The sequence below is a fragment of the Streptomyces sp. NPDC102283 genome (assembly GCF_044766265.1).
Taxonomy (GTDB): domain Bacteria; phylum Actinomycetota; class Actinomycetes; order Streptomycetales; family Streptomycetaceae; genus Streptomyces.
In genome coordinates, this window is sequence record NZ_JBIWLQ010000004.1 from 92,650 (window position 1) to 115,279 (window position 22,630).

The window sequence follows — 22,630 nt, forward strand, 5'->3', positions numbered from 1 at the left end:
TCCACCGGGAGAACGCACCTGTTCGAGCCGCGGCCCCGAGGGGCCGCGGCGGCCGATGTCAGCCGCGAAGCCGGGCCATCCACGCCTCCACTTCGTCGGCCGTCCGAGGAAGGTCTGCCGAGAGGTTCTCGTTGCCCTCGTCGGTGACCAGCACATCGTCCTCGATCCGCACGCCGATGCCGCGGAGCTCCTCGGGCACGGTCAGGTCGTCCGACTGGAAGTACAGGCCCGGCTCGACGGTGAGCACCATGCCCGCCTCCAGCGTCCCGTCCACGTACAGCTCGGTACGGGCCTTCGCGCAGTCGTGGACGTCCAGGCCGATCATGTGGCCCGTGCCGGCCAGCGTCCAGCGGCGGTACAGCCCGAGTTCGTACGCCTCGTCCACCGACCGCTCACCGAACAGGCCCCAGGAGGCGAGGTGCTCGGTCAGCACCCGCTGAGCGGCGTGGTGGAAGTCCCGGTACTTCGCGCCGGGCCGGACCGCGGCGATACCGGCCGACTGCGCCGCGTACACCGCGTCGTACACCTTGCGCTGGACCGGTGTGAAACGGCCGTCGACCGGCAGCGTGCGGGTGACATCGGCGGTGTAGAGATTGCGGCTCTCCACTCCGGCGTCGATCAGCAGCAGTTCGCCCGGCCGGGTCTCGCCGTCGTTGCGGACCCAGTGCAGCGTCGTGGCGTGCGCTCCCGCGGCGCAGACCGACGCGTAACCCACGTCGTTGCCCTCGGTCCGCGCACGCATCCAGAAGGTGCCCTCGATGGCCCGCTCCGCGGTCGGCGTGTCCGTACCGAGAACGCGCACCACGTCCTCGAAGCCACGCGCCGTCGCCTGACAGGCGTGGCGCAGGTCGGCGATCTCGAACTCGTCCTTGAGCAGGCGCATCTCGGACAGGGCGACGCGGAACTCGGTGTCGCGCTCGGCGGTCACCTTGTCGTCCAGGGCGGCGTCGACCCCGGCGTCGTAGGCGCGGAGCAGACGGACCGGGCCGGTGGCCGCGGCGAGCCGCTCGGTCAGCGTGCGGACATCACGGCAGGGCAGGCCCAGGAGCCGCTCGTTCTCGGTGAGGCTGTTGCGGCGGCCGTCCCAGAGCTCACCGTGGTAGTCGCGCCAGAACTCCCCGTTCTCGCGGTCCGACCGGGGAAGCAGATAGGCGACCGCCCGGTGCCCGCCGTCCGGACCGGGCTCCAGGACCAGTACGGAGTCCTGGGACTGGTCACCCGTCAGGTAGACGTAGTCGGAGGACGGGCGGAACGGATAGTCCGTGTCGTTGGCACGGACCTTCGGGTTGCCGGCCGGGACCACCAGCAGTTCACCGGGGAACAGCGCGGAGAGCGCCGCCCGACGGCGCGCGGTGTACGCCGCCTGGGCGATGGGTTCGAGGTCGCGGCGCTCGGTGTCGGCCCAACCCTGCTTCATGTTCTCGGCCAGCTCGGCACTCACGTCCACGTACAGACCGTTCTTCCGCGTCTTGTTCTCATCCGTCTCACCAGCCACGACATCCTCCTGATGCGAATCCGTCACGCGTGTTCCTCTCGATCGCAGAAGTCGATGCCCGCCGGGGACCGACCGGAAAATCCTCCAGGAAGCGCGCCCGTACCGGCAACGGCCTTTCCGGGCACACGCCTTGAGTCGGGGCGTGGGCGGAGGCGTGCGGTGAGCCCGGTCATCCGCGCTGCTTCGGCACAGCCCCCGCACGGTCCGGGCGGTGCCGGCCCGGCCACCTCAACTCCCCTGGCGGTAAGGCTCCTTGCCGTGAACCGCACTCTTGCAGCCGCCCTGCGTCCCCACGTCATACACATGTATGAAATCTCGCGGATGCTCTTGCGTCATTTGTCGCTGGGCGGGCCCGGCCGCCCTCGTGGAGTCTGGGCCGGTCGGCCACCGTCGGCGGCGAGGATCCGGCGGGCGCGTTCGAGCAGGGGCTTGTCGACCATCTGTCCGTCCACCACGGTGACGGAGTCGCCCGCGGCGACCACGGCCCGGGCCCACTCGCGTTCGCTCGCGGTCGGCCCGAACCGCTCGGCCACGACGGGCACTTGGGCGGGATGGACGCACAGCTTCCCGGTGAAGCCGAGCCGGCGCCCGTGGGCGATGTCCGCGGCGAGCGCGTCGACATCCCGCACACCGGTCGTGACACCGTCGACCGGAGCACACCGCCCCGTCGCGGCCGAGGCCGAGACCAGTCGGGAGCGGGCGTACGCGAGTGCCACGTGGTCGTCGTGAGCGACTCCGAGCTGCCCGGCCAGGTCCACGTTGCCGAGGGCGACACGGACCGCGCCCGGGGTGGCGCACACCTCCACGGCCCGCTCGATCCCGGCCGCCGTCTCGATCAGCGGGATCAGGAACGGCACCCCTCCCGCCCGGGAGGCCAGGCCCGCGAGCACGAGCGGGTCCTCGGCCTTGGGCACCATCACGGGCATGCCGCACTCGGCGGCCATCGCGAGGTCGTCGTCGCACCAGGGCGTGCCGGGCGCGTTGATCCGGACCAGGGCGCTGTTGCCCGCGCCGAGCCAGACGGCGGCGTGATCACGCGCGCGACGCTTGTCCGGCGCCGCGACCGCGTCCTCCAGGTCGAGGATGACCACGTCCGCTCCGGTGGCGACGGCCTTGTCGAACCGGTCCGGCCGGTCCCCGGGCACGAACAACAGGCTGCGGGCCGTTTCCAGCCGGCTCACGGGCATGCTCATACGGATGGCCTCTCCTCTACGGCTGGTTCAGGAGCGCCATCATGCTCGGTGAGGGTCGGATCCGCCCCCCTCGGGGCTCGCCCGTCGGCGCGGCGCGGTGCGCCCACCGCCGCGAGGAGCCCCGGGGCGGTGCCCCGCCCCGGGGCTCGCGCCAGTCCTCCGGTCAGTCCTCCGGGAGCTCCACCGGGGCGATCTCGTCGAAGACGTCGCCGGGTCCGGGGTTGGTCGCGTCGGTCGCCCCGCCGAACTGGTGCATGACGCCCCACACGGCGTTCAGCGCGGTCTGCACGGCGCCCTCGGCCCAGCCGGCCGTCCAGGAGATGTCGTCGCCGGCCAGGAACAGGCCCCGCTTGTCGGCGGGCAGCGCGTCCTGCATGAAGTGGGTGAACAGCCGCCGCTGGTAGCGGTAGTGGCCGGGCAGGTTCGCCTTGAACGCTCCCATGAACCAGGGCTCGTTCTCCCAGGAGACGGTGACCGGGTTGCCGATGATGTGGCTCCGGACGTCGACGTTCGGGTAGATCTCGCCGAGCGACTTGAGCATGACCTCCATGCGCTCCTTCGGGGAGAGCGGCAGCCACTTCAGGCTGTCGTCGCACCACGTGTAGGAGAGGCAGATGACGGCGGGCCTGTCGGGCCCGTCGTCCAGGAGGTACGTGCCCCGGGTCATCCGGTCGGTGAGCGTCATCGACATGGCGTCGCGGCCGGTGGTCTCGTCCTTGTCCAGCCAGAACGGCCGGTCGACCGGGACGAACAGCTTGGACGACTCCATGTAGTGGGTGCGCTCCATCGCCGTCCAGTGGTCGATCGGGAAGAGCGCGTCGTCGCAGTCGATCTTGGAGAGCAGCAGCCAGGACTGGCCGGTGAAGACCGCGGCCCGGAAGGTGCGGATGTCGCCGGTGGCGTCGGTGACCGTGATGCGGTTGCCCGCGGTACGGGTCAGCCGGGTCACGGCGCCGCGCGGCTCGCCGCCGTGCAGGGAGGACAGCGAGGTGCCGAGCGGCCAGTGGACGATCTTCCGCGGCTCGCGGTTCCACAGGCGCAGCGGGAGCTGCTGGCTGCCGCCCACGATGCCGCGGTGGTGGTCGTCGGCCTCGGTGTAGACGACGCGCAGGATCTCCAGGATGGAGTTGGGGAAGTCGGTGTCCCAGCCGCCGGTGCCGAAGCCGACCTGGCCGAAGATCTCGCGGTGCCGGAAGGACTTGAAGGCGTCGGAGTCGCAGAGGAAGCCGTAGAAGGTCTGGTTGTCGAACCGCTCGACGAGCCGCGACCAGATCTCCCGGATGCGCGGCACGTCGCGCGTCCGCAGCGCCCGGTTCATGTCGGAGAAGTCGGCGCCCTCCTCCAGGCAGGCGTTCCAGGCCGCGGCCACGTCGCGGTAGACCTGCGGCAGGTCGTCGATGGTCTCGGCGTAGTGCGACTCGCCCTTGAGGTCCACGACGGTCGAGGGCGTGGCCGGGGAGAGCGGGTTGGGGAAGGGCCGCGTTTCGAGACCCACCAGGTCGATGTAGTGCTGGAGCGCCGTGGAGGAGGGCGGGAAGCGCATGGCGCCCATCTCGGCGGTGAGCGAGGGGTCGCAGCCGTCGAAGCCGACGGTGCGCAGCCGGCCGCCGATCTGGTCGGCCTCGTAGACGACGGGCTTGAGGCCCATCTTCATCAGCTCGTGGGCGGCGATGATCCCGGAGAGTCCGCCGCCGATGACGGCGACCTCCTGGCCGTGCTCGGTCGCCGGTATCTGCCCGAGGCCCGCCGGGTGGGCGAGGAAGTCGTCGTACGCGTACGGGAAGTCCGGCCCGAACATGGTGATCGGCGGGGCGGCCGTGTCGGTGTGCTGGACGGCGTTGGGCACCGTGGACGTCATGGGGTACGGACTCCTTGCGCGATGACTCTGAAGACTCTGGGGCGGGGCGGGCTCAGGCGAGGGAGCCGTACAGGCCGGGGCGGCGGTCGTGCAGATAGGGGTTGGCGGCGCGCGAGGCGGCCAGCAACTCCGGGTCCACCTCGCCGACGACGAGTTCCTCGCCGCGTCCGGCGCGGGTGCGCACGGTGCCGTCGGGTCCGGCCAGGCAGCTGAGCCCGACGAACTCGAACTCGCCTTCCGGACCGGTGCGGTTGACGTACGCCACGTACATCTGGCTCTCGAAGGCCCGTACGGGAATCACGGATTCGGCGACGAACTGGAAGGGGTGCATCTGCGCGGTGGGCACCAGCAGCAGATCGGTGCCGGCCAGGGCGTGCGCCCTGACGTTCTCGGGGAACTCGACGTCGTAGCAGATCAGCAGGCCGATGCGGATGCCGTCGAGGTCGGCCTGGACGACCGGCCGGTCGCCGGGGGTGAACCACTCCTGCTCGAAGCAGCCGAACAGGTGGGTCTTGCGGTAGTTCGCGAGGCGCCCGCCGTCGGGGCCGATGAGCTGGGAGGCGTTGAAGATCCGCTCCCCGTCGCGCTCCGGGTAGCCGTAGAGGACGGCGAGGCCGTGGCGTACGGCGATCTCGGCGACGGCCCCGGCGCCGGGCCCGTCGGCGGGCTCGGCCAGTTCGGGGACGGCGTCGCCGATGGCGTATCCGGTGAGGAAGAGCTCGGGCGAGACCAGCAGCCGGGCCCCCGCCTCGGCGGCCCGTGCGGCGGCCTCGTCCAGCGCCTTCAGGTTCTCGGCGACGGCGCCCGGGCGTCCGGAGCTCTGGAGCAGGGCGGTGCGCAACGACGGCATGGCTGACCTCGGGCGGTGCGGGCGGGGTGGGGAGACGTATCGAAGGTACGCGGCCCGGATCGGCACGGACAAGGCGCGAGTGTTGCGCACCGACCGTCGATTCGTTGCGTGGGCAGGGCCTGCCACGACGAATCGTTGCGTGCGGCGTCATCGCAGGTCAGCGGGGTGATGTGGGCCACTGCCGGGGAAGGCCGAGGACAGCCCTCAGGCGGGCGGGCCCCCCGCCGAATACCGCCGCAGCAGCGGCGAGAGCACCAGGACGGACTTGGTGCGCTCGACGTACGGCTCCCCCGCGATCCGCTCCAGGACCTGTTCGAAGTGGCGCATGTCGGCGGCGAAGACCTGCACCACCGCGTCCGCCTCCCCGGTCACCGTCGAGGCCGAGACGATCTCCGGGTAGCGGGCGAGGCCCTGCTTGATGGCGTCCGGGGAGGTGTTGCGGCTGCAGTAGATCTCGATGAAGCCCTCGGTCTCCCAGCCGAGCGCCGCCGGGTCGACCCGCACGGTGAAGCCGGTGATCGCCCCCTCGGCCCGCAGCCGGTCGACGCGGCGTTTCACGGCGGGGGCGGAGAGGCCGACGATCGCGCCGATGTCGGCGTAGGAGCGCCGGGCGTCTTCGGCGAGGGTGTGGACGATGCGTTCGTCGAGGTCGTTCAGGCGCACGTCGGGCGGTTCACTTCTCTGCGGTGGGTCGGCTTGCGGGAGGCGGAGCGTGCCGCCTCCCGCAGTAGACCATGAGCCGCCGTCGCGGGCGTGCCCGGCGCGGTGCGGCCCCGCCCGGCCGGAACCGGGCGGGAGGGTTCTCAGAAGGGGAACCGCGAGCGGCCGTGCTGGATGGAGATCCACTTCTGGGTGGTGAAGGCCTCGACCATGGAGTCGCCGTTCAGCCGGCCGAGGCCGGAGCTCTTCTCGCCGCCGAAGGGGACGATCGGCTCGTCGTGGACGGTGCCGTCGTTGATGTGGATCATGCCGGTGTGGATGCGCTGGCCGACCCGCACCCCGCGCTCGATGTTGCCGGTATGGACGGCGCCGCTGAGGCCGTACGGGGTGTCGTTGGCGATGCGGACGGCCTCGTCCTCGCCGTCGAAGGGCACCAGCAGGGCGACGGGCCCGAAGATCTCCTGGTGCAGGACGGGCGAGTCGGCGGCGAGGCCGGTCAGCACGGAGGGGCTGACCAGGTTGCCGTCGGCGCGGCCGTGCAGCAGGGCCGTGGCCCCGGCCGCCACGGTCTGGTCGACGAGCTTGGAGATGGACTCGGCCTGCGAGGAATTGATCAGCGGGCCGATCTGGGTGGCCGGGTCGGCGGGGTCGCCGACGGTGAGCGAGGCGACCTTGGCGACGAACTTCTCGGTGAACTCCGCCTCCACGGCGCGGTCGACCAGGATGCGGTTGGCGGCCATGCAGACCTGGCCCTGGTGGACGTACCGGCTGAAGACCGCCGCGTCGACGGCGTAGTCCACGTCCGCGTCGTCGAGCACGATCAGGGCGCTGTTGCCGCCGAGTTCGAGGACGGCGCGCTTGAGGTTCCGGGCGCAGACGGTGGCGACGTGGCGGCCGACCTTGTCCGAGCCGGTGAAGGAGATGACCTGCGGCACGGGGTGCTCCAGCAGGGTGTCGCCGATCTCCGCGATGTCGGTGATCACGACGTTCAGGAGCCCGGCGGGCAGCCCCGCGTCCTCGAAGATCCTGGCCAGCAGGGTGCCGCCGCAGATCGGGGTGTTCTGGTGCGGCTTGAGGACGACGGCGTTGCCGAGGGCCAGCGCGGGGGCGACGGACTTGAGGGAGAGCAGGAAGGGGAAGTTGAACGGGCTGATCACGCCGACGACCCCGACGGGCACGCGGTAGACCCGGTTCTCCTTGCCCTCGGTCGGCGAGGGGAGGATCTGTCCGGCGGGGCGCAGCGCCAGCTGGATCGCCTCGCGGAGGAACTCCTTGGCCAGGTGCAGTTCGAAGGCGGCCTTCAGCCGGGTGCCGCCGAGCTCGGCGACGATCGCGTCGCTGATCTCCGGCTCGCGCTCCTCGACGAGGTGCAGGGCCTTCTCCAGGACCGCCCGCCTGCTGTACGGGTTGGTGTCCGCCCATGCCTGCTGGGCGCGCTCGGCGGCGCGGTAGGCCTGGTCGACCTCGTCGGCGGTGGCGACCGGGATGGAGGCGAGCTTCTCCCCGTCGAACGGGTTGAAGTCGATGATGTCCCAGGACCCCTTCCCCGGCCTCCACTCGCCGTCGATGTACTGATGGGCCAGGTCAGTGAAGAAGGACATGAGATCCCTTACCGCTAAGAGGCGGGTAGCTGAGTGGGCTTCATATTACTTACCAAATAACGAAGTTGAAGCGCACCCCCGGACCACCTCCGCACGGCCGGAAACGACCCTGCCCCCTCCGTCGCGAAGTGTCGGAGGGGGCAGGGTCGTTGCGGTGATACGGGGATCAACTCCAGCTGGCGTGGAGCGGCTTGCCCTCGGCGTAACCGGCGGCGCTCTGGACGCCGACGACCGCCTTCTCGGCGAATTCCGCGAGGGAGCCGGCGCCGGCGTAGGTGCAGGAGGAGCGGACACCCGCGATGATCGAGTCGACGAGGTCCTCGACTCCCGGGCGTGTCGGGTCGAGGAACATCCGCGAGGTGGAGATGCCCTCCTCGAAGAGCGCCTTGCGGGCGCGGTCGTACGCGGACTCGTCCGAGGTGCGGTTCTTCACGGCGCGGGCCGAGGCCATCCCGAAGGACTCCTTGTAGAAGCGGCCGTCGGCGGACTGCTGGAGGTCGCCGGGCGACTCGTACGTCCCCGCGAACCAGGAGCCGATCATCACGTTGGACGCGCCGGCGGCGAGCGCCATCGCGACGTCGCGCGGGTGGCGGACGCCGCCGTCCGCCCAGACGTGCTTGCCGTGCTTCCTCGCCTCGGCGGCGCACTCCAGAACGGCGGAGAACTGCGGGCGGCCGACGCCGGTCATCATCCGGGTGGTGCACATGGCGCCGGGGCCGACGCCGACCTTGATGATGTCCGCGCCCGCCTCGATCAGGTCGCGCACGCCCTCGGCGGCGACGATGTTGCCCGCGACGATCGGCACCCGGGGGTCGAGGGCCCGGACGGCCTTCACCGCGCTGATCATGGATTCCTGGTGGCCGTGGGCCGTGTCCACGACGAGGACGTCGGCGCCCGCGTCCAGGAGCTGCCTGGCCTTGCCCGCCACGTCGCCGTTGATGCCGACGGCGGCCGCGATGCGCAGCTTGCCCTCGGCGTCGGTGGCGGGGGTGTAGAGCGTGGCGCGCAGGGCGGCCTTGCGGGTGAGGATGCCGACGAGGCGTCCCTGCGCGTCGACCGCCGGGGCGAGCTTGCGGTTGGCGCCGTCGAGCTTGTTGAAGGCGTCGCGCGGGTCGATGTCCGCGTCGAGCAGCACCAGGTCCTTGGACATGACCTCGGAGAGCTGGGTGAAGCGGTCGACGCCCGTGAGGTCGTGGTCGGTGACGACGCCCACCGGACGGCGGTCGGCGTCGACCACGACGCCCGCGCCGTGGGCCCGCTTGGGCAGCAGGGACAGCGCGTCGGCGACGGTCTGGCCGGGGGCCAGCTCGATCGGGGTGTCGAGGACGAGGTGGCGGGTCTTGACCCAGGAGATGACGTCGGTGACGACCTCGATCGGGATGTCCTGGGGGATGACCACGAGGCCGCCCCGGCGGGCGATGGTTTCGGCCATCCGGCGGCCCGCGATGGCGGTCATGTTGGCGACCACGAGCGGAATGGTGGTGCCGGTTCCGTCGGGCGACGAGAGGTCCACACCCTGCCGGGAGCCGACCGCGGAACGGCCCGGGACCATGAAGACGTCGTCGTACGTGAGGTCGTACGGGACCGCGGGGGACTCTGTGTAGCGACCGGTGCCCGGCTCAAGAAAACGCATAACACTCATTTTTTCATACGAAACGGTGCAGGTCGTTTCCACGAAGACACAACAAAAGACCCCCGCGTTCGTCTCTTCCTCCGAAGAGGCGCGATGAGGCGGTCGGGGGCTCCGGGCAAGTGGAACCTGCCTTACCCACGGACTCTACCCGAACAGGATTCGAATCATTCGTGATCACCATCCCTGGACCGGGTGACAAGGGGTCAGGTAGCTTCAAACCCGCAGGTCCCGTGGATGTCCGAAACGTCGATCCGGCTCGTCGGCACCCCTGGGCACACCGTTTGACCGGAGAGGATCCCGATCCGCCTGTGGACAGCGAACTGCCGGACATCTACTGCCCGTTCCCGCAGCGGACCAACCCGCACGTGGCGCACACCCGTGGGCATCTGGACAGCTGGACCAGACGGACGGGTCTGGTCCACCGCAAGTCCGCGAGGAACCGATTCGAGCAGGCCGATTTCGGCGCGTTCGTCGGCATGGTCTATCCGACGGCCGACGAGGAGAACCTCGATCTGGTGGCCGACTGGTTCGTCTGGCTCTTCCTGGTCGACGACCAGCTCGACGACGGCCACCTCGGGCGCTCACCCGACCGGGTGAGGGACGTCGTCGACCGGATGCGCGCGGTGGTCGACGGCTCCGCCCCCGAGCCGCTGCCGGGAGAGAACGCCCCGGCCGCCGTGACGGCCCTCGCCGACCTGTGGAAACGTACGGTGCCGAACGCCGCCCCGCACTGGCGGACCCGGTTCGCCTGGCACCTGGTCACCTACCTCACGACCGCCACGACCTGGGAGGCGGGGAACCGCGCCGAGGACGTGGTGCCCTCGGAGGACACGTACATCGCCAAGCGGCGGCACACCGGGGCCATCCACGTCTGCATGGACCTCATAGAGATCGTGGCGGGCATCGACGCCCCCGAGTCGATCCACAACGACCCCCGCTTCATCACCGCCCTGGAAGCCGCGTGCAACCACGTGTGCTGGGCGAATGACGTGTACTCCTTCGAGAAGGAGCAGGTGCTCGGCGAGATCCACAACCTCGTCCACCTGGTACGCCACCACCGGGGCTTCGGGGAGCAGCAGGCGCTGGACCACGTCGCGGAGCGCCTCGCGAGCGAGACCGAGCGGTTCCTGACCGCCGAGGACGAGCTGCTGGAGCTGTATCCGGAGCTGTCCGGGATGCTGGTGCCCTACCTCGACGGGATGCGCAGCTGGATGCGCGGCAACCTGGACTGGTCCCGCCGGACGCCGCGCTACAACCCCGCCGACGTGGGTCAGTACGAGGAGCCCGAGGAGTATCTGGAGGAGACCGTGCTGGGCGTTCCGTCCGCGCGCACCGAGGCCGCGGTTCCCGCCCCGTGCGTGGCCAAGGCCCCGCCGGCCGGCTGAACGCGGGTAGGACGCACCGAGGGCCGTGCACCGGATGCGGTGCACGGCCCTCGGTGTGTTCCGCTCGATGTCACTCCCCGTCGGGGTCGGCCCGCTCCAGTGCCGGGCGGGTGCCCGCGGGGGACTCGGTGAGCAGGAAGTCGGCCGCGGCGGTGTCCGTCACCAGGCTGGTGACGAGGCCGGAGCGCAGCACCGCGCCGATCGCCGCCGCCTTGCGCTGACCGCCCGCGATCGCGACCACCTCGGGGATCCGGCGCAGCCGGTCCGCCTCCACGGTGATGCAGCGCTCCCCCAGGTCACGGCCGACCCGGCGGCCCTCGGAGTCGAAGAGGTGCGCGGACATCTCGGCGGCGACGCCGAGCGAGGCGTAGTGGGCGCGCTCGGCGTCCGAGAGCATGTCGTGGACCGTGGAGATGCCCGGCTCCCACGAGCCGATGGAGACGGCGGCGACGGTCACCTTGTCGAAGTACTCGAAGGCGCGGGCGATGCCGGTCTGCTCGCGCAGCGCGGCGGCCGTCGCGGGGTCGGGCAGCAGCATCGGGGCGTAGATGGGGTGCGCCTCGCCGCCGGAGACCTGGGCCGCGCGGCGGACCGCCTCGACCGAGCCGCGCTCGGCGGTGCCCGCGTCGTACACGCCGGTCAGCTGGACGACCGTGCACGGCGGGAGCCGGTCGAGGGCGGCCGCCATGTGGATGGTGGAGCGGCCCCAGGCCAGGCCGAGCACATCGCCCTCGGCTACCAGCTCGCCGAGGAGGTCGGCCGCGACCTCGCCGAGGTTCTCCGGGTCGGGGGCGTCCTCCTGCTCCTCGGCCGGGGACTCGACGACCACCGCGTGCCGCAGCCCGTAGCGGGCCCGCAGGGCGTCGGAGCGTTCGGCGTCCAGCTCGGCCGGTACCCGGATCTCGATGCGTACGAGATCGCGTTCGAGGGCTGTCTCCAGGACCCGGGCCACCTTGAAGCGGCTCACGCCGAACTCCTCGGCGATCTGGATCTTGGACTTGCCCTCCAGGTAGAACCGGCGGGCCATGGCCGCCGCCTGCACCAGCTCCGCGGGGCCCATCCGCATGGCTGACCGACCCGCCGAGATGCCAGACACCGCGATCTCCTCACTGCTGTTCACACGACCGATACGCCGTTCATCCTGTCAGATCCGGCGATCCTTGATCGGCCCTGTCGGACCGCGTTCATCTGCCCTTGGTTCAGTGTCCGCATGCCCAGGGGGCGACGGCCGTGGCCGCGTCCGCCTGTGCCCGCAGCTCCCGCACCGCCGCGGCCGGGTCCTGCGCACCGTAGACCGCGGAGCCCGCCACGAAGACGTCGGCGCCGGCCTCGGCGCAGCGCTCGATGGTGGTGGCCGAGACCCCGCCGTCGACCTGGAGCCACAGTTCGAGACCGTGCTTGCCGATCAGCTCCCGGGTGCGGCGGATCTTCGGCAGCATGATGTCCAGGAAGGACTGGCCGCCGAAGCCCGGCTCGACCGTCATGATCAGCAGCATGTCCAGCTCGGGCAGCAGGTCCTCGTACGGTTCGATGGGCGTCGCGGGCTTGAGCGCCATCGAGGCGCGCGCCCCCTTCGCCCGGATCTCCCGCGCCAGGCGCACCGGAGCCGCCGCGGCCTCCGCGTGGAAGGTGACGGACCCGGCCCCCGCCTCCACGTACTGGGGGGCCCAGCGGTCCGCGTCCTCGATCATGAGGTGGCAGTCCAGCGGGATGTCCGTGGCCTTGCTGAGCGCCTCGACGATCGGCACGCCGAGGGTCAGGTTGGGCACGAAGTGGTTGTCCATGACATCGACGTGGAGCCAGTCCGCGCCTTCGACGGCCTTCGCCTCCTCGGCGAGACGTGCGAAATCGGCGGACAGGATGCTGGGGTTGATCTGCGCCATGCCCCCAAGCCTGCCACGTCTCCCGCCGGTTCCCCGCCTCGATGCGCTCCGAAGCCTCACAGGGTCATCACACTTCGCACATTCTGCGCATTTTGCCAGCGCTTTACCGTTCCTTTGCCGTTCTCGGGGCGAGACCGGCAGATGCGCGGCCGACGACCGCGCACGGCAGCCCGTCCGCGTACGGGAGGCTCAGCCGGTCCGGCGCAGCAACGCCAGGTACATCGCGTCCGTGCCGTGCAGATGCGGCCACAGCTGGACGTCGGGGCCGTCCCCCAGCCCGGGCACCCCGGGCATCAGCGGGCGGGCGTCGATCCACTCCGCCTCCACCGGCTCCCCGCCCCGGCCCTTGAGGACGTCCTCGACCACCACGCGGGTCTCCGCGAGATGCGGCGAGCAGGTCGCGTAGCCGACCACGCCGCCGACCCGTACGGCCTTCAACGCCTCGCGCAGCAGGCCGCGTTGGAGCGGGGCGAAGGCTTCCAGATCCGCGGCCCGACGCCGCCAGCGGGACTCCGGACGACGCCGCAGAGCGCCCAGGCCGGAGCAGGGCACGTCCATCAGGATCCGGTCGAACGTGCCGGGCAGCCACGGCGGACGGGTGCCGTCCGCGGTGATCACCTGATACGGACCGGGGTTGCCGGCGAGCGCCCGCTCGACCAGCCGGGCACGATGCGGCTGCTTCTCGGCGGCGAGGAGGGCAGCTCCCCGCCCGGCGGCGAGGGCGGCGAGCAGGGCGGCCTTGCCACCGGGGCCTGCGCAGCCGTCCAGCCAGCGGGTGTCGCGGCCCTCGACGGGTGCGGCGGCCAGAGCGGCGGCGACGAGCTGGCTGCCCTCGTCCTGGACGCCCGCCCGGCCCTCCTGGACGGCCTCCAGCGCTCCGGGCTCGCCGCCCTCGGCCATCCGGACCGCGTACGGCGACCAGCGGCCGGGCAGCGAGTTGTCCTCGCCCAGCGCCTTCGCCAACTCGTCGGTGGTGGAGCGGCCGGGGCGGGCCGCCAGCGTCACCTCGGGCCGCTCGTTGTCGGCTTCCAGCAGGTCCTCGATGCCCGCCCGGCCGCCGCCCAGCGCGTCCCAGAGGGCGGAGACGATCCAGCGGGGGTGCGAGTGCACGACGGACAGATGGTCCTCGGCGTCCTCGTCGTACGGCGGGGCGACCTTCTCCACCCAGCCGTCGAGGTCGTGCGCGGTGACCTTGCGCAGCACCGCGTTGACGAACTTCGCGCGCCCCTCCCCCAGCACCACCCGGGCCAGCTCCACACTGGCGGAGACGGCCGCGTGGGTGGGGATGCGGGTGCCGAGCAGCTGGTGGACGCCCATGTTCAGGACGTCGAGGACGGGCGGGTCGACCTCGCGCAGCGGCCGGTCGATGCAGGCCGCCACGATCGCGTCGTACGTGCCCTGGCGGCGCAGCGTCCCGTAGACCAGCTCGGTCGCCAGCGCCGCGTCCCGGCCGTCGAAGTCGCCCTTGGCGCGGGCCTTCTTCAGCAGCGGGGGCAGCACGAGGTTGGCGTACGCGTCGCGCTCGTCGACGGCCCGGAGCGCCTCGAAGGCGAGGAACCGCACCGGGTCCTTCTGCGGACGGCGGTGGGGCTTGGCGGGACGGCGACGCGGCTGGTCGTTCACGTGAAAGGTGCTCCGCTGATGGTGAGAGGTGCGAACCCTCCCAGCGTACGTCGCCGTCCCCGGGCGCCCGAACGGCAGCCCGGGGCCCAGTCCGGCGGATCATGTGACTGGTTCAGCGACGGACCGTTGGCATGGCCATGGGGCGGCGAGATCCGACGAACGAGGAGCAGGCACGGCCGAAGCCGCATCGACCGGTCGACGGTGAGCGCGGACTCGACGTCCTGCCGTGCCCATCAGCACGCGGCCGGCGCACGCAAGAGTCCGCCGATGGTGCCGGAAGCGGCGCACGCCCGGCGACACCGTCCCGACGGGGGACTCGGGCGCTCGCGGGGCGGACTGACATGCGAAATCCATCTCGCCGGTGAGGGCGGGCGCTGTCCGCTGACCCTGGATACGCCTTTGGATCCGTCCCTGAGCCACTACAGGCCGCTCCAGTGATGAGCGCCGTCCCGACGTCACGGACCCTTGACCTCAACCAAGCCTGAGGTCGGACGATCCTCTGGAGGAGCCCGCAAGAAGCGGAGCTCGGGATGAAGGGCAGGCCAATGGAGACAGCGACCGAATGGATCAAGAAGAACTCCCATGCGCTCGTGAACAGTAAGCCGGACGAGCCACTGGACGATCTGCGGCCGCTCGCCCCGCTGGTGCGGGACGCCAAGATCGTGGCGCTTGGAGCAGCTGCCCGACAGACACGCGAATTGTCGGACGCGGCGCATCGCATCGTGCGGCTGCTGGTGGAAGAAGAGGGGTTCCGCTCCCTTGCCCTGGAGGGCGACGACCCTGTTCGCCTCGGCCTGGACGTCCATGTCGCCACCGGCGATGGAGACCCCCGTGCATTGCTGGGAAAGGCACGGTCGTTCTGGCAGACCGCCGAGATCCTCGATCTCGTCCACTGGATGCGGTCCCACAACAAGCGCCACCCGGGCGACCCGGTACGCTTCGCGCGGTTCCCTGCTGAACCGGTGCGGCACACCACACGGCTCGATGGTCTGGCCGAACTGGAACGCACGCTGGCCGACGGGGTGAGCTGGTGGCAGCAGCTCACCGGCGACAAGGTCGTCTACTGGGGTGGTATGGCACACACCGCCATCGGCGCCCCTCGTAGCGTGTTCCCCTCCGAGCCCCTGGAGTCGCACCGGAACATGGGCGGATACTTGCGTGAACGACTGGGACGGGACTACCGGTCCGTGGGCCTGACCATGGGGCATGGTTCGATCGGCCGGCCACTGCCCGCTCCACGCCCGGACTTCGTCGACAGCCTGCTGCATACGGCCGCCGAGGACAGGGCGGGATACATCCTGGATCTGGGCACATCGCAGCCGGAGCCGATCCACCGCCTCCTGGACGCCCCGACGCGCACGCGGTTGATCGGCCCGTCCTACGACCCCCGGGATGATGGGGCCCACCACATGTCGGGCGGGTCGCTCGCGAGCTGGTTCGACGTCGTCGTCCACACGCGAGAGGTGACACCGTCCCGGCCCTTGCCCTGAAGGCTGCCCGGCGGAGCACTCCGCAGACGTCGGCTCCGCCACGCAGACAGGCGCTGATCCGCCGGACAGGACCCCGGACCCGGACCGTCCCCGCCGCTCGGGGCGCCTTGCTACGGGCCGAGCAGCTCGCCGTGGACGATGCGGACGCCGCGCGCCCAGTCGGCGGCCTTCATCGGCTTCTTGCCCTGCGGCTGAACCCAGAGCAGCTCGACCGCGTGCGATCCGGTGCCCACGTACACATTGTTCTTGGCGGCCGACAGCTCGCCGGGGGCCAGGTCGGTGCGGTCCAGCACCGGCGTGGCCTGGATCAGCTTGAGCCGCTCGCCGCGGAAGAGGGTCCAGGCACCGGGGGCCGGGGTGCAGCCGCGCACCACCCGGTCGACCCGCAGGGCGGGCGCGGACCACTGGACCTGGGCGTCCTCGACGGTGATCTTCGGGGCCAGGGTGACGCCGTCGTGCGGCTGGGGCACGGCGTGCAGCGTGCCGTCCTCGATGCCGTCCATGGTGGCGGCGAGCAGTCCGGCGCCCGCGAAGGCGAGCCGGGTGAGCAGGTCGCCGCTGGTGTCGGTGGGCCGGACCTCCTCGGTGAGGACGCCGTAGACCGGGCCGGAGTCCAGGCCCTCCTCGATCAGGAAGGTCGACGCGCCGGTCACCTCGTCCCCGGCCATCACCGCGTGCTGGACCGGCGCGGCGCCCCGCCAGGCGGGCAGCAGCGAGAAGTGCAGGTTGACCCAGCCCCGGACGGGCACGTCGAGGGCGACCTTGGGCAGCAGGGCTCCGTAGGCGACGACCGGGCAGCAGTCCGGGGCGATCTCGCGCAGCCGGGCGAGGAACTCCTCGTCCCGGGGCTTCGCGGGCTTGAGCACCTCGATCCCGGCCTCCTGGGCCCGCTCGGCCACCGGACTCGCGACGAGCCTGCGGCCCCGCCCGGCGGGGGCGTCCGGACGGGTCACGACGGCGGCCACCTCGTGGCGGCCGGAGGCGATCAGGGCGTCCAGTGCGGGGACGGCGACTTCGGGGGTGCCGGCGAAGACGAGCTTCATGGGTGGCTGACTGCCTCTCGGGCCAAGACGTACGGTGACGAGCAGCACACCAGTCTAAGGGCTGTCCCGTCATCCCGGGCGGGCGTGCGTCCGGGCGGGGCCCGGCCCGGTGGCAGTGAGGCGAGCGCCCCGCAGGGGGCGTACGCGCGCCGCGCACGCCCCGTACCTATGCACATACGCCCCGATAGCGTGACCACATACCCGGCTCGGGCGTTGGTCAAAGGAGATTGACCGAAGCGGGCCGCCCCGATGCGGCCCGATCCCTTTCAACGCCGGTTCGAGAGGCTTCTTCATGGCCGACCACGCAACGCACGACGCCCAAGCGCGGGCCAGTCTGCATCTTCTGGTGCGGGACATCGAGCGGGTCCGGCGGCAGGTGGACGCGCTGCGCACCCTCACCGCCCAGCTGGGCAACGTCTACCGTCCGCGCCGCTCCGGCCCGTCCGCGGGCTTCGTCGTCTACGGCAGGGCCCCGGCCCCCACCGTCCGCCTCGCGCAGGAACTGCGGGACAGCGTCGAGACGCTGGTCACGGCCGCGGTGGACTTCGACCGCTCACTGGGCTTCTCCTGGGACGCGGTGGGCTCCGCCCTCGGCGTCACCAAGCAGGCCGTGCACCGCCGTTACGGAACGCGCCGGGCCACGCCGCAGCCCACAACCGAGACGGGCGGCGAGGCCTCGGCCGTGTCGCGCCCGGTCTCCGTCGGGCCCGGACTGTCCGGTTCCTCCGCCGGGGGGCCCGGCTCCCCGGTGCCCTCCGTCCCGGCGGCCCGCTCGATGCCGCCGCAGCATCTCGCGGACCGGCCGGTCCGCGAGGAGCTGCGTCCCGGCGCCTTCCCGGGTCCCCGCAACGGCTGATCGCAGGCCGCCCCTCTGCCCCACCGTGCCGGTCGCACGGCGGGGCAGCCGCCTGGTCCGGGGCCCACAGCGTGTCCGGGGCCCACAGCGAGCCGCTGAGGCCTCCCCCGCGGCCTCAGCCGATGTCGGGCGGGTCGATCCTGATGCGCACCGGGTCGGTCGATCCCTTGGCCATGCGGGCGGCGAGCGCCGTCTTCAGGGCGCGGGCGAGCGCCGCCCCCCGTCCCGGGACCACCCGGATCAGGGCCCGCTCCCAGGTCTCGCCCGGCGGGGCGTCCCCCGGTCGGCGGGGCCTGCCCGGCTCGGCGGACGGGACCGGCACCGGACCCAGGATCTCGGCCTCCGGCGGCAGCCCGGCGGCCTGGAGGAACGCGGCCAGTGCCTCGGCGGGGCCGGTCGCCGAGGCCATCCGGGAGACCGGCGGGAAGCCCAGCTCGGCCCGTTCCGCCAGCTCCCGCCGGGCGAATCCCGCCGGGTCCCAGCGGACCAGCGCCTGCACCGCGCGCTCCGTCGGCTCGGCCACGATCACCACCGTGCCCCCCTCGTCCTGGCCGCGCACCAGCGCCCCCGCAGCGGTCCACCGGCGCAGCGCCTCCTCGCCCGCCCGTAGATCGGGCCGGCCGAGCATGGCCCAGCCGTCCAGGAGCAGGGCCGCCGCGTAGCCGCCCTCGGCGACGGGTTCCGCGCCCGGCGTGCTGACGACGAGCGCCGGGGTGTCGGGCACCGCGTCCAGGACGTGGTCGCGCCCCGAGGTGCGCACGGGCACGGCGGGAAAGGCCCGGCCCAGCTCCTCCGCCGTGCGGCGGGCGCCGACGATCTGGGCGCGCAGCCGGGTCGAGCCGCACTCCGCGCAGTGCCAGGCCCGCTCGGCCCGCCCGCACCAGGCGCAGTTCAGATCCTGCTGGTCCGGGGCCTGGAGGGGGCCCGCGCAGTGGCCGCAGCGGGCGGGGGTGCGGCAGCGTTCGCAGGCGAGGCGGGGGGCGTAACCCCGGCGGGGCACCTGGACCAGCACCGGACCGCTGCGCAGACCGTCGCGCACGGCCCCCCAGGCGAGGCTGGGCAGCCGGGCGGAGCGGGCCGCGCCGTCCCGGGCCAGCTCGCCGTCCCCGACCGTACGGATGAGGGGCGCGGCCCGGCGCAACCGCTCGCGGTCCGCGAGGAGCGGCAGCGCCCAGCCGCTCTCCACGAGCTGGGCGGCCTCGACGGTGCAGCTGGTCCCGCCGAGGAGGAAGCCGCAGCGGCCCTGTGCCGCCCGTAGCTCCAGGACCTCGCGGACATGCGGGAAGGGGGCGTTGTCGTCGCTGTGGCTGGAGTCCCCGTCGTCCCAGATGACGACCAGGCCGAGGCCCTGGACGGGGGCGAACATGGCGGCCCTGGTCCCCACGACCGCCCGCACCGAGCCCCGGCGCACCGCGAGCCACTGCCGGTAACGCTTCTCGGGGCCGGAGTCGGCGGTCAGCAGGGCGTGCCGGCCCGCGCCGAGCACCTCGGTCAGGGCCGCGTCGACCCGTGCGGCGGCCCGTCCGTCCGGGACGACGACGAGCGCGCCGCGCCCGGAGGAGAGCGTCGCGGCGACGGCCCCGGCGATCTCGGCGGGCCAGTGCGGGCCGGGCAGGGCGGTCCACACCGCGCGCGGCGCACCGCCCTCGGCCAGCGCGCGCAGGAAGGCCGGGCCCTGGCCGTACCGCTCCCAGGTGCCCGGCGCCGGGGCGGGGGGCGGGGGCAGCGGGTCCGGGGAGGGCTTGGACTCGGCGCGGCCGTTGCGGGGCGGGACGGCGAGCTGGAGGACATCGGCGAGGCTGCCCGCGTACCGGTCGGCGACGGCGCGGCACAGGGCGAGCAGTTCGGGCCCGAGGACCGGCTCCGGGGAGACCACGGAGGCGAGAGCGGCCAGCGCCCCCTGGTAGTCGGAGTCGGCACGGCGCTCGACGATGAAGCCGTCGATCAGCCCGCCGCCCTCGCGCCGCCCGCCCTGGACGTTGCGCCCTCCGGCCCCGAACCGGACCCGCACCCGGACGCCCGGCCGGGCGTCGGCGTCCAGCTCCTCGGGGACCGCGTAGTCGAAGTACTGGTCGAGGTGGAGGACGCCCTTGTTGACCAGGACGCGGGCGACGGGCAACTCCTCGGCGAGGGCCGCGCCGCGCCAGGTCCGCGGCTTGGCGCGCGGCACCTTCGCCCGGCGCACGGTCTCCCGGATCAGCGCAAGCTGCTCCGGCGCCCCGGCACCGGGTTCGGCGGACTGCTCGTTCTCGCTGCTCACAGCTGAATTCCTACCAGAGAGCACTGACAGCGGCGGGGGCACGGCAGCGGGGCCCGGCCACCGTGGTCGGTGTCCGGGCCCCGCTGTCGTACTCGATGACGCCCGCCGCGCTGTCGTACGCGGGCGGGTCTCGCTACAGACCGGCGGCGGCGCGCAGGGCGTCCACGCGGTCGGTGCGCTCCCAGGTGAAGTCGGGCAGCTCACGGCCGAAGTGGCCGTAGGCGGCGGTCTGCGCGTAGATCGGGCGGAGCAGGTCCAGGTCCCGGATGATCGCGGCCGGGCGGAGGTCGAAGACCTCGCCGATCGCGTTCTCGATCTTCTCGGTGTCGACCGCGGCGGTGCCGAAGGTCTCCACGAACAGTCCGACGGGCTCGGCCTTGCCGATCGCGTACGCGACCTGGACCTCGCAGCGCGCGGCGAGACCGGCGGCCACCACGTTCTTGGCGACCCAGCGCATCGCGTACGCGGCGGAGCGGTCGACCTTGGACGGGTCCTTGCCGGAGAAGGCGCCGCCGCCGTGCCGGGCCATGCCGCCGTAGGTGTCGATGATGATCTTGCGGCCGGTGAGGCCGGCGTCGCCCATCGGGCCGCCGATCTCGAAGCGGCCGGTCGGGTTCACCAGGAGGCGGTAGCCCTCGGTGTCCAGCTTGATGCCGTCCTCGACGAGCTGCGTGAGCACGTGCTCGACGACGAACTCGCGGATGTCGGGCGCGAGCAGCGAGTCCAGGTCGATGTCGGAGGCGTGCTGCGAGGAGACGACCACCGTGTCCAGCCGGACCGCCTTGTCACCGTCGTACTCGATGGTGACCTGGGTCTTGCCGTCGGGGCGCAGGTAGGGGATGGTCCCGTTCTTGCGCACCTCGGACAGTCGCCGGGAGAGGCGGTGCGCGATGTGGATCGGGAGCGGCATCAGCTCCGGGGTCTCGTCGCAGGCGTAGCCGAACATCAGGCCCTGGTCGCCCGCGCCCTGCTTGTCGAGCTCGTCCTCATCGCCCTCGACCCGCTTCTCGTACGCGGTGTCGACGCCCTGGGCGATGTCCGGCGACTGCGCGCCGATCGACACCGAGACGCCACAGGAAGCACCGTCGAAGCCCTTTTTGGAGGAGTCGTATCCGATCTCCAGAACCTTGTTGCGCACGAGGTTGGGGATGTCGGCGTAGGCCTTGGTGGTGACCTCGCCCGCGACATGCACCAGACCTGTGGTGATCAAGGTCTCGACAGCGACGCGCGAGGTGGGGTCCTCACGCAGGAGCGCGTCGAGAATCGTGTCGCTGATCTGGTCAGCGATCTTGTCGGGGTGACCCTCGGTGACAGATTCCGAGGTGAAGAGACGGCGGGACACATCGCTCCCTGGGGTTGCAGCGGCTGCTGGCTGATCATGGGTGGTACGTCCGAGAGCTGCGCTCGGCGCGTACCGTCGGCCAGTTTATCGGTCGCATCCGGCGAGCGGGGCAGGTGTCTCGCCCTTTGGGAGGTTCGTGACGTGCGCCACGGGGGCCGCCAGTAGGACAATCCACCCGTCCCGCCCTTCCTTTCGCGCGTTATGGGGGGATTTCGCTCGCCCGGAGGATTGATTATGAAATCGGCTGGAACCTTCCCGAGACCAGGTCCCACACCGTGTCGGCGAGCGCTTCCTTGGGGCCGTACGGCACCGGCGTCTCCTGGCCGTCGGCGGCGAGGACGACCGCTTCGTTCTCCTCCGAACCGAAGGTCTTGCGCTCCCCCACCTCGTTGACCACGAGGAGGTCGCAGCCCTTGCGGCGGAGCTTCGCGCGGCCGTTGACCAGCACGTCGTCGGTCTCTGCGGCGAATCCGACGACGATCTGGCCCGGACGGGCCCGCTCGCCGGAGACCTCGGCGAGGATGTCGGGGTTACGGACCAGGGTGACGGCGGGCGCCTCCTCGCCGTCCTTCTTCTTGATCTTGCCGGAGGCGTACGTGGCGGGGCGGAAGTCGGCCACCGCGGCGGCCATCACGACGACGTCCGCGTCGGGGGCGGCCTTCAGCACGGCCTCGCGCAGCTGGACGGCCGTGCCGACGCGGAGGACATCGGCCCCGGCCGGGTCGGGCAGCCCGGTGTTGGCCTCGATCAGGGTGACCCGCGCCCCCCGCGCCACGGCGGTGCGCGCCAGCGCGTATCCCTGCTTGCCGGAGGAGCGGTTGCCCAGGAAGCGCACCGGGTCGAGCGGCTCTCGCGTGCCGCCGGCGCTGATCACCACGTGGCGGCCGGCGAGGTCGGGCTCGGTGACCCCGCGCGCCAGCACCCGGCGGCAGACCTCGTAGATCTCGCCGGGGTCGGGGAGCCGGCCCTTGCCGGTGTCGACGCCGGTGAGCCGCCCGACGGCGGGCTCGATGACGACGGCTCCCCGGCGGCGCAGGGTGGCGACGTTCTCCTGGGTGGCCGGGTGCTCCCACATCTCGGTGTGCATGGCGGGGGCGAGGACCACCGGACAGCGGGCGGTCAGGAGGGTGTTGGTGAGCAGGTCGTCGGCGAGCCCGTGGGCCGCCTTGGCCAGCATGTCCGCGGTGGCCGGGGCGACCACCACGAGGTCGGCCTCCTGCCCGATCCGCACGTGCGGGACCTCGTGGACGTCGCTCCAGACCTCGTCGGAGACCGGGTGGCCGGAGAGCGCCGACCAGGTGGCGGCCCCCACGAAGTGCAGCGAGGCGGCGGTCGGGACGACCCGTACGTCGTGGCCGGACTCGGTCAGCCGCCGCAGCAGCTCGCACGCCTTGTAGGCGGCGATGCCCCCGCTGACCCCCAGGACCACCTTCGGCTTGTCCACTGCGTCTCCCCGCA

17 protein-coding genes and 1 pseudogene are annotated in these 22,630 nt (G+C 72.1%); 4 read left to right on the top strand and 14 right to left on the bottom strand.

Going from position 1 to position 22,630, the window contains the following annotated elements; genetic code table 11:
* Nucleotides 1-58: 58 nt before the first annotated feature.
* The 7 genes from ACIRJT_RS09620 to ACIRJT_RS09650 form a co-directional block, all read right to left on the bottom strand.
* The gene (locus ACIRJT_RS09620) at nt 59-1,495 is read right to left on the bottom strand and encodes an aminopeptidase P family protein (RefSeq protein WP_403906759.1); all 1,437 of its coding nucleotides are present in this window, start codon (nt 1,493-1,495) and stop codon (nt 59-61) included.
* 332 nt (nt 1,496-1,827) lie between these two features.
* Nucleotides 1,828-2,688, bottom strand: a complete 861-nt coding sequence (locus ACIRJT_RS09625) for an HpcH/HpaI aldolase/citrate lyase family protein (protein ID WP_403906762.1) — start codon at nt 2,686-2,688, stop codon at nt 1,828-1,830.
* A gap of 163 nt (nt 2,689-2,851) precedes the next feature.
* Nucleotides 2,852-4,546 carry a flavin monoamine oxidase family protein gene (locus ACIRJT_RS09630; protein ID WP_403906765.1) on the bottom strand — a complete coding sequence of 565 codons (1,695 nt, stop codon included), beginning with the start codon at nt 4,544-4,546 and terminating at the stop codon, nt 2,852-2,854.
* Between the two features lie 52 nt (nt 4,547-4,598).
* Nucleotides 4,599-5,396, bottom strand: coding sequence for a carbon-nitrogen hydrolase family protein (locus ACIRJT_RS09635; protein ID WP_403906768.1), 798 nt, complete (start codon nt 5,394-5,396; stop codon nt 4,599-4,601).
* 204 nt (nt 5,397-5,600) lie between these two features.
* Nucleotides 5,601-6,059: an Lrp/AsnC family transcriptional regulator gene (locus tag ACIRJT_RS09640; protein WP_403906770.1), complete on the bottom strand. Its 459-nt coding sequence runs from the start codon at nt 6,057-6,059 to the stop codon at nt 5,601-5,603.
* A 140-nt stretch (nt 6,060-6,199) separates the two neighbouring features.
* Entirely contained in the window at nt 6,200-7,657 is a 1,458-nt protein-coding gene (locus tag ACIRJT_RS09645; protein ID WP_403906773.1) for an aldehyde dehydrogenase family protein, read from the bottom strand.
* Between the two features lie 166 nt (nt 7,658-7,823).
* On the bottom strand, nt 7,824-9,290 hold the full coding sequence (locus tag ACIRJT_RS09650; RefSeq protein ID WP_403906776.1) for a GuaB1 family IMP dehydrogenase-related protein: 1,467 nt from the start codon (nt 9,288-9,290) through the stop codon (nt 7,824-7,826).
* 308 nt (nt 9,291-9,598) lie between these two features.
* Here ACIRJT_RS09650 and ACIRJT_RS09655 point away from each other — a divergent pair, with 308 nt between their 5' ends.
* Nucleotides 9,599-10,675 carry a terpene cyclase gene (locus ACIRJT_RS09655; RefSeq protein WP_403906778.1) on the top strand — a complete coding sequence of 359 codons (1,077 nt, stop codon included), beginning with the start codon at nt 9,599-9,601 and terminating at the stop codon, nt 10,673-10,675.
* 70 nt (nt 10,676-10,745) lie between these two features.
* On the opposite strand, the gene ACIRJT_RS09660 is transcribed toward ACIRJT_RS09655, so the two are convergent.
* From ACIRJT_RS09660 to ACIRJT_RS09670, 3 genes are all read right to left on the bottom strand, one after another.
* Complete coding sequence (locus ACIRJT_RS09660) at nt 10,746-11,741, bottom strand: sugar-binding transcriptional regulator (protein ID WP_371627812.1); 996 nt, start codon at nt 11,739-11,741, stop codon at nt 10,746-10,748.
* 133 nt (nt 11,742-11,874) lie between these two features.
* Nucleotides 11,875-12,558, bottom strand: a complete 684-nt coding sequence (gene rpe, locus ACIRJT_RS09665; protein ID WP_403906781.1) for a ribulose-phosphate 3-epimerase — start codon at nt 12,556-12,558, stop codon at nt 11,875-11,877.
* A 189-nt stretch (nt 12,559-12,747) separates the two neighbouring features.
* Nucleotides 12,748-14,181, bottom strand: coding sequence for an RsmB/NOP family class I SAM-dependent RNA methyltransferase (locus ACIRJT_RS09670; protein ID WP_403906784.1), 1,434 nt, complete (start codon nt 14,179-14,181; stop codon nt 12,748-12,750).
* Between the two features lie 210 nt (nt 14,182-14,391).
* On the opposite strand from ACIRJT_RS09670, the pseudogene ACIRJT_RS09675 reads away from it, so the two are divergent.
* Both ACIRJT_RS09675 and ACIRJT_RS09680 read left to right on the top strand, forming a co-directional pair.
* Nucleotides 14,392-14,565 (top strand): annotated as a pseudogene (locus tag ACIRJT_RS09675) (IS5/IS1182 family transposase); the annotation flags it as partial.
* Between the two features lie 161 nt (nt 14,566-14,726).
* On the top strand, nt 14,727-15,671 hold the full coding sequence (locus tag ACIRJT_RS09680; RefSeq protein ID WP_403906786.1) for an erythromycin esterase family protein: 945 nt from the start codon (nt 14,727-14,729) through the stop codon (nt 15,669-15,671).
* A 110-nt stretch (nt 15,672-15,781) separates the two neighbouring features.
* Here the strand turns inward: ACIRJT_RS09680 and fmt are convergent, their stop codons facing one another.
* Nucleotides 15,782-16,714: a methionyl-tRNA formyltransferase gene (fmt, locus tag ACIRJT_RS09685; protein ID WP_403906789.1), complete on the bottom strand. Its 933-nt coding sequence runs from the start codon at nt 16,712-16,714 to the stop codon at nt 15,782-15,784.
* A 292-nt stretch (nt 16,715-17,006) separates the two neighbouring features.
* Between fmt and ACIRJT_RS09690 the strand changes: the two genes are divergently transcribed.
* Nucleotides 17,007-17,570 (top strand): hypothetical protein, encoded by a 564-nt coding sequence (locus ACIRJT_RS09690; protein WP_403906792.1) that lies wholly within the window; start codon nt 17,007-17,009, stop codon nt 17,568-17,570.
* A gap of 115 nt (nt 17,571-17,685) precedes the next feature.
* Here the strand turns inward: ACIRJT_RS09690 and ACIRJT_RS09695 are convergent, their stop codons facing one another.
* The 3 genes from ACIRJT_RS09695 to coaBC all read right to left on the bottom strand — a co-directional run bounded on the left by ACIRJT_RS09695 (nt 17,686) and on the right by coaBC (nt 22,616).
* Entirely contained in the window at nt 17,686-19,830 is a 2,145-nt protein-coding gene (locus ACIRJT_RS09695) for a primosomal protein N' (protein WP_403906794.1), read from the bottom strand.
* 133 nt (nt 19,831-19,963) lie between these two features.
* Complete coding sequence (gene metK / locus ACIRJT_RS09700) at nt 19,964-21,172, bottom strand: methionine adenosyltransferase (RefSeq protein WP_403906797.1); 1,209 nt, start codon at nt 21,170-21,172, stop codon at nt 19,964-19,966.
* Nucleotides 21,173-21,404: 232 nt separating this feature from the next.
* Nucleotides 21,405-22,616 (bottom strand): bifunctional phosphopantothenoylcysteine decarboxylase/phosphopantothenate--cysteine ligase CoaBC, encoded by a 1,212-nt coding sequence (gene coaBC / locus ACIRJT_RS09705; protein ID WP_403906799.1) that lies wholly within the window; start codon nt 22,614-22,616, stop codon nt 21,405-21,407.
* Nucleotides 22,617-22,630 lie beyond the last annotated feature (14 nt).

Excerpts from the sequence above, each read along its gene's own strand:
- ACIRJT_RS09645 (WP_403906773.1), bottom strand. The coding sequence starts at position 7,657 with ATGTCCTTCTTCACTGACCTGGCCCATCAGTACATCGACGGCGAGTGG.
- ACIRJT_RS09630 (WP_403906765.1), bottom strand. The coding sequence starts at position 4,546 with ATGACGTCCACGGTGCCCAACGCCGTCCAGCACACCGACACGGCCGCC.
- ACIRJT_RS09650 (WP_403906776.1), bottom strand. The coding sequence starts at position 9,290 with ATGCGTTTTCTTGAGCCGGGCACCGGTCGCTACACAGAGTCCCCCGCG.
- ACIRJT_RS09680 (WP_403906786.1), top strand. The coding sequence starts at position 14,727 with ATGGAGACAGCGACCGAATGGATCAAGAAGAACTCCCATGCGCTCGTG.
- rpe (WP_403906781.1), bottom strand. The coding sequence starts at position 12,558 with ATGGCGCAGATCAACCCCAGCATCCTGTCCGCCGATTTCGCACGTCTC.
- ACIRJT_RS09660 (WP_371627812.1), bottom strand. The coding sequence starts at position 11,741 with ATGCGGATGGGCCCCGCGGAGCTGGTGCAGGCGGCGGCCATGGCCCGC.
- ACIRJT_RS09690 (WP_403906792.1), top strand. The coding sequence starts at position 17,007 with ATGGCCGACCACGCAACGCACGACGCCCAAGCGCGGGCCAGTCTGCAT.
- ACIRJT_RS09625 (WP_403906762.1), bottom strand. The coding sequence starts at position 2,688 with ATGAGCATGCCCGTGAGCCGGCTGGAAACGGCCCGCAGCCTGTTGTTC.
- fmt (WP_403906789.1), bottom strand. The coding sequence starts at position 16,714 with ATGAAGCTCGTCTTCGCCGGCACCCCCGAAGTCGCCGTCCCCGCACTG.
- ACIRJT_RS09635 (WP_403906768.1), bottom strand. The coding sequence starts at position 5,396 with ATGCCGTCGTTGCGCACCGCCCTGCTCCAGAGCTCCGGACGCCCGGGC.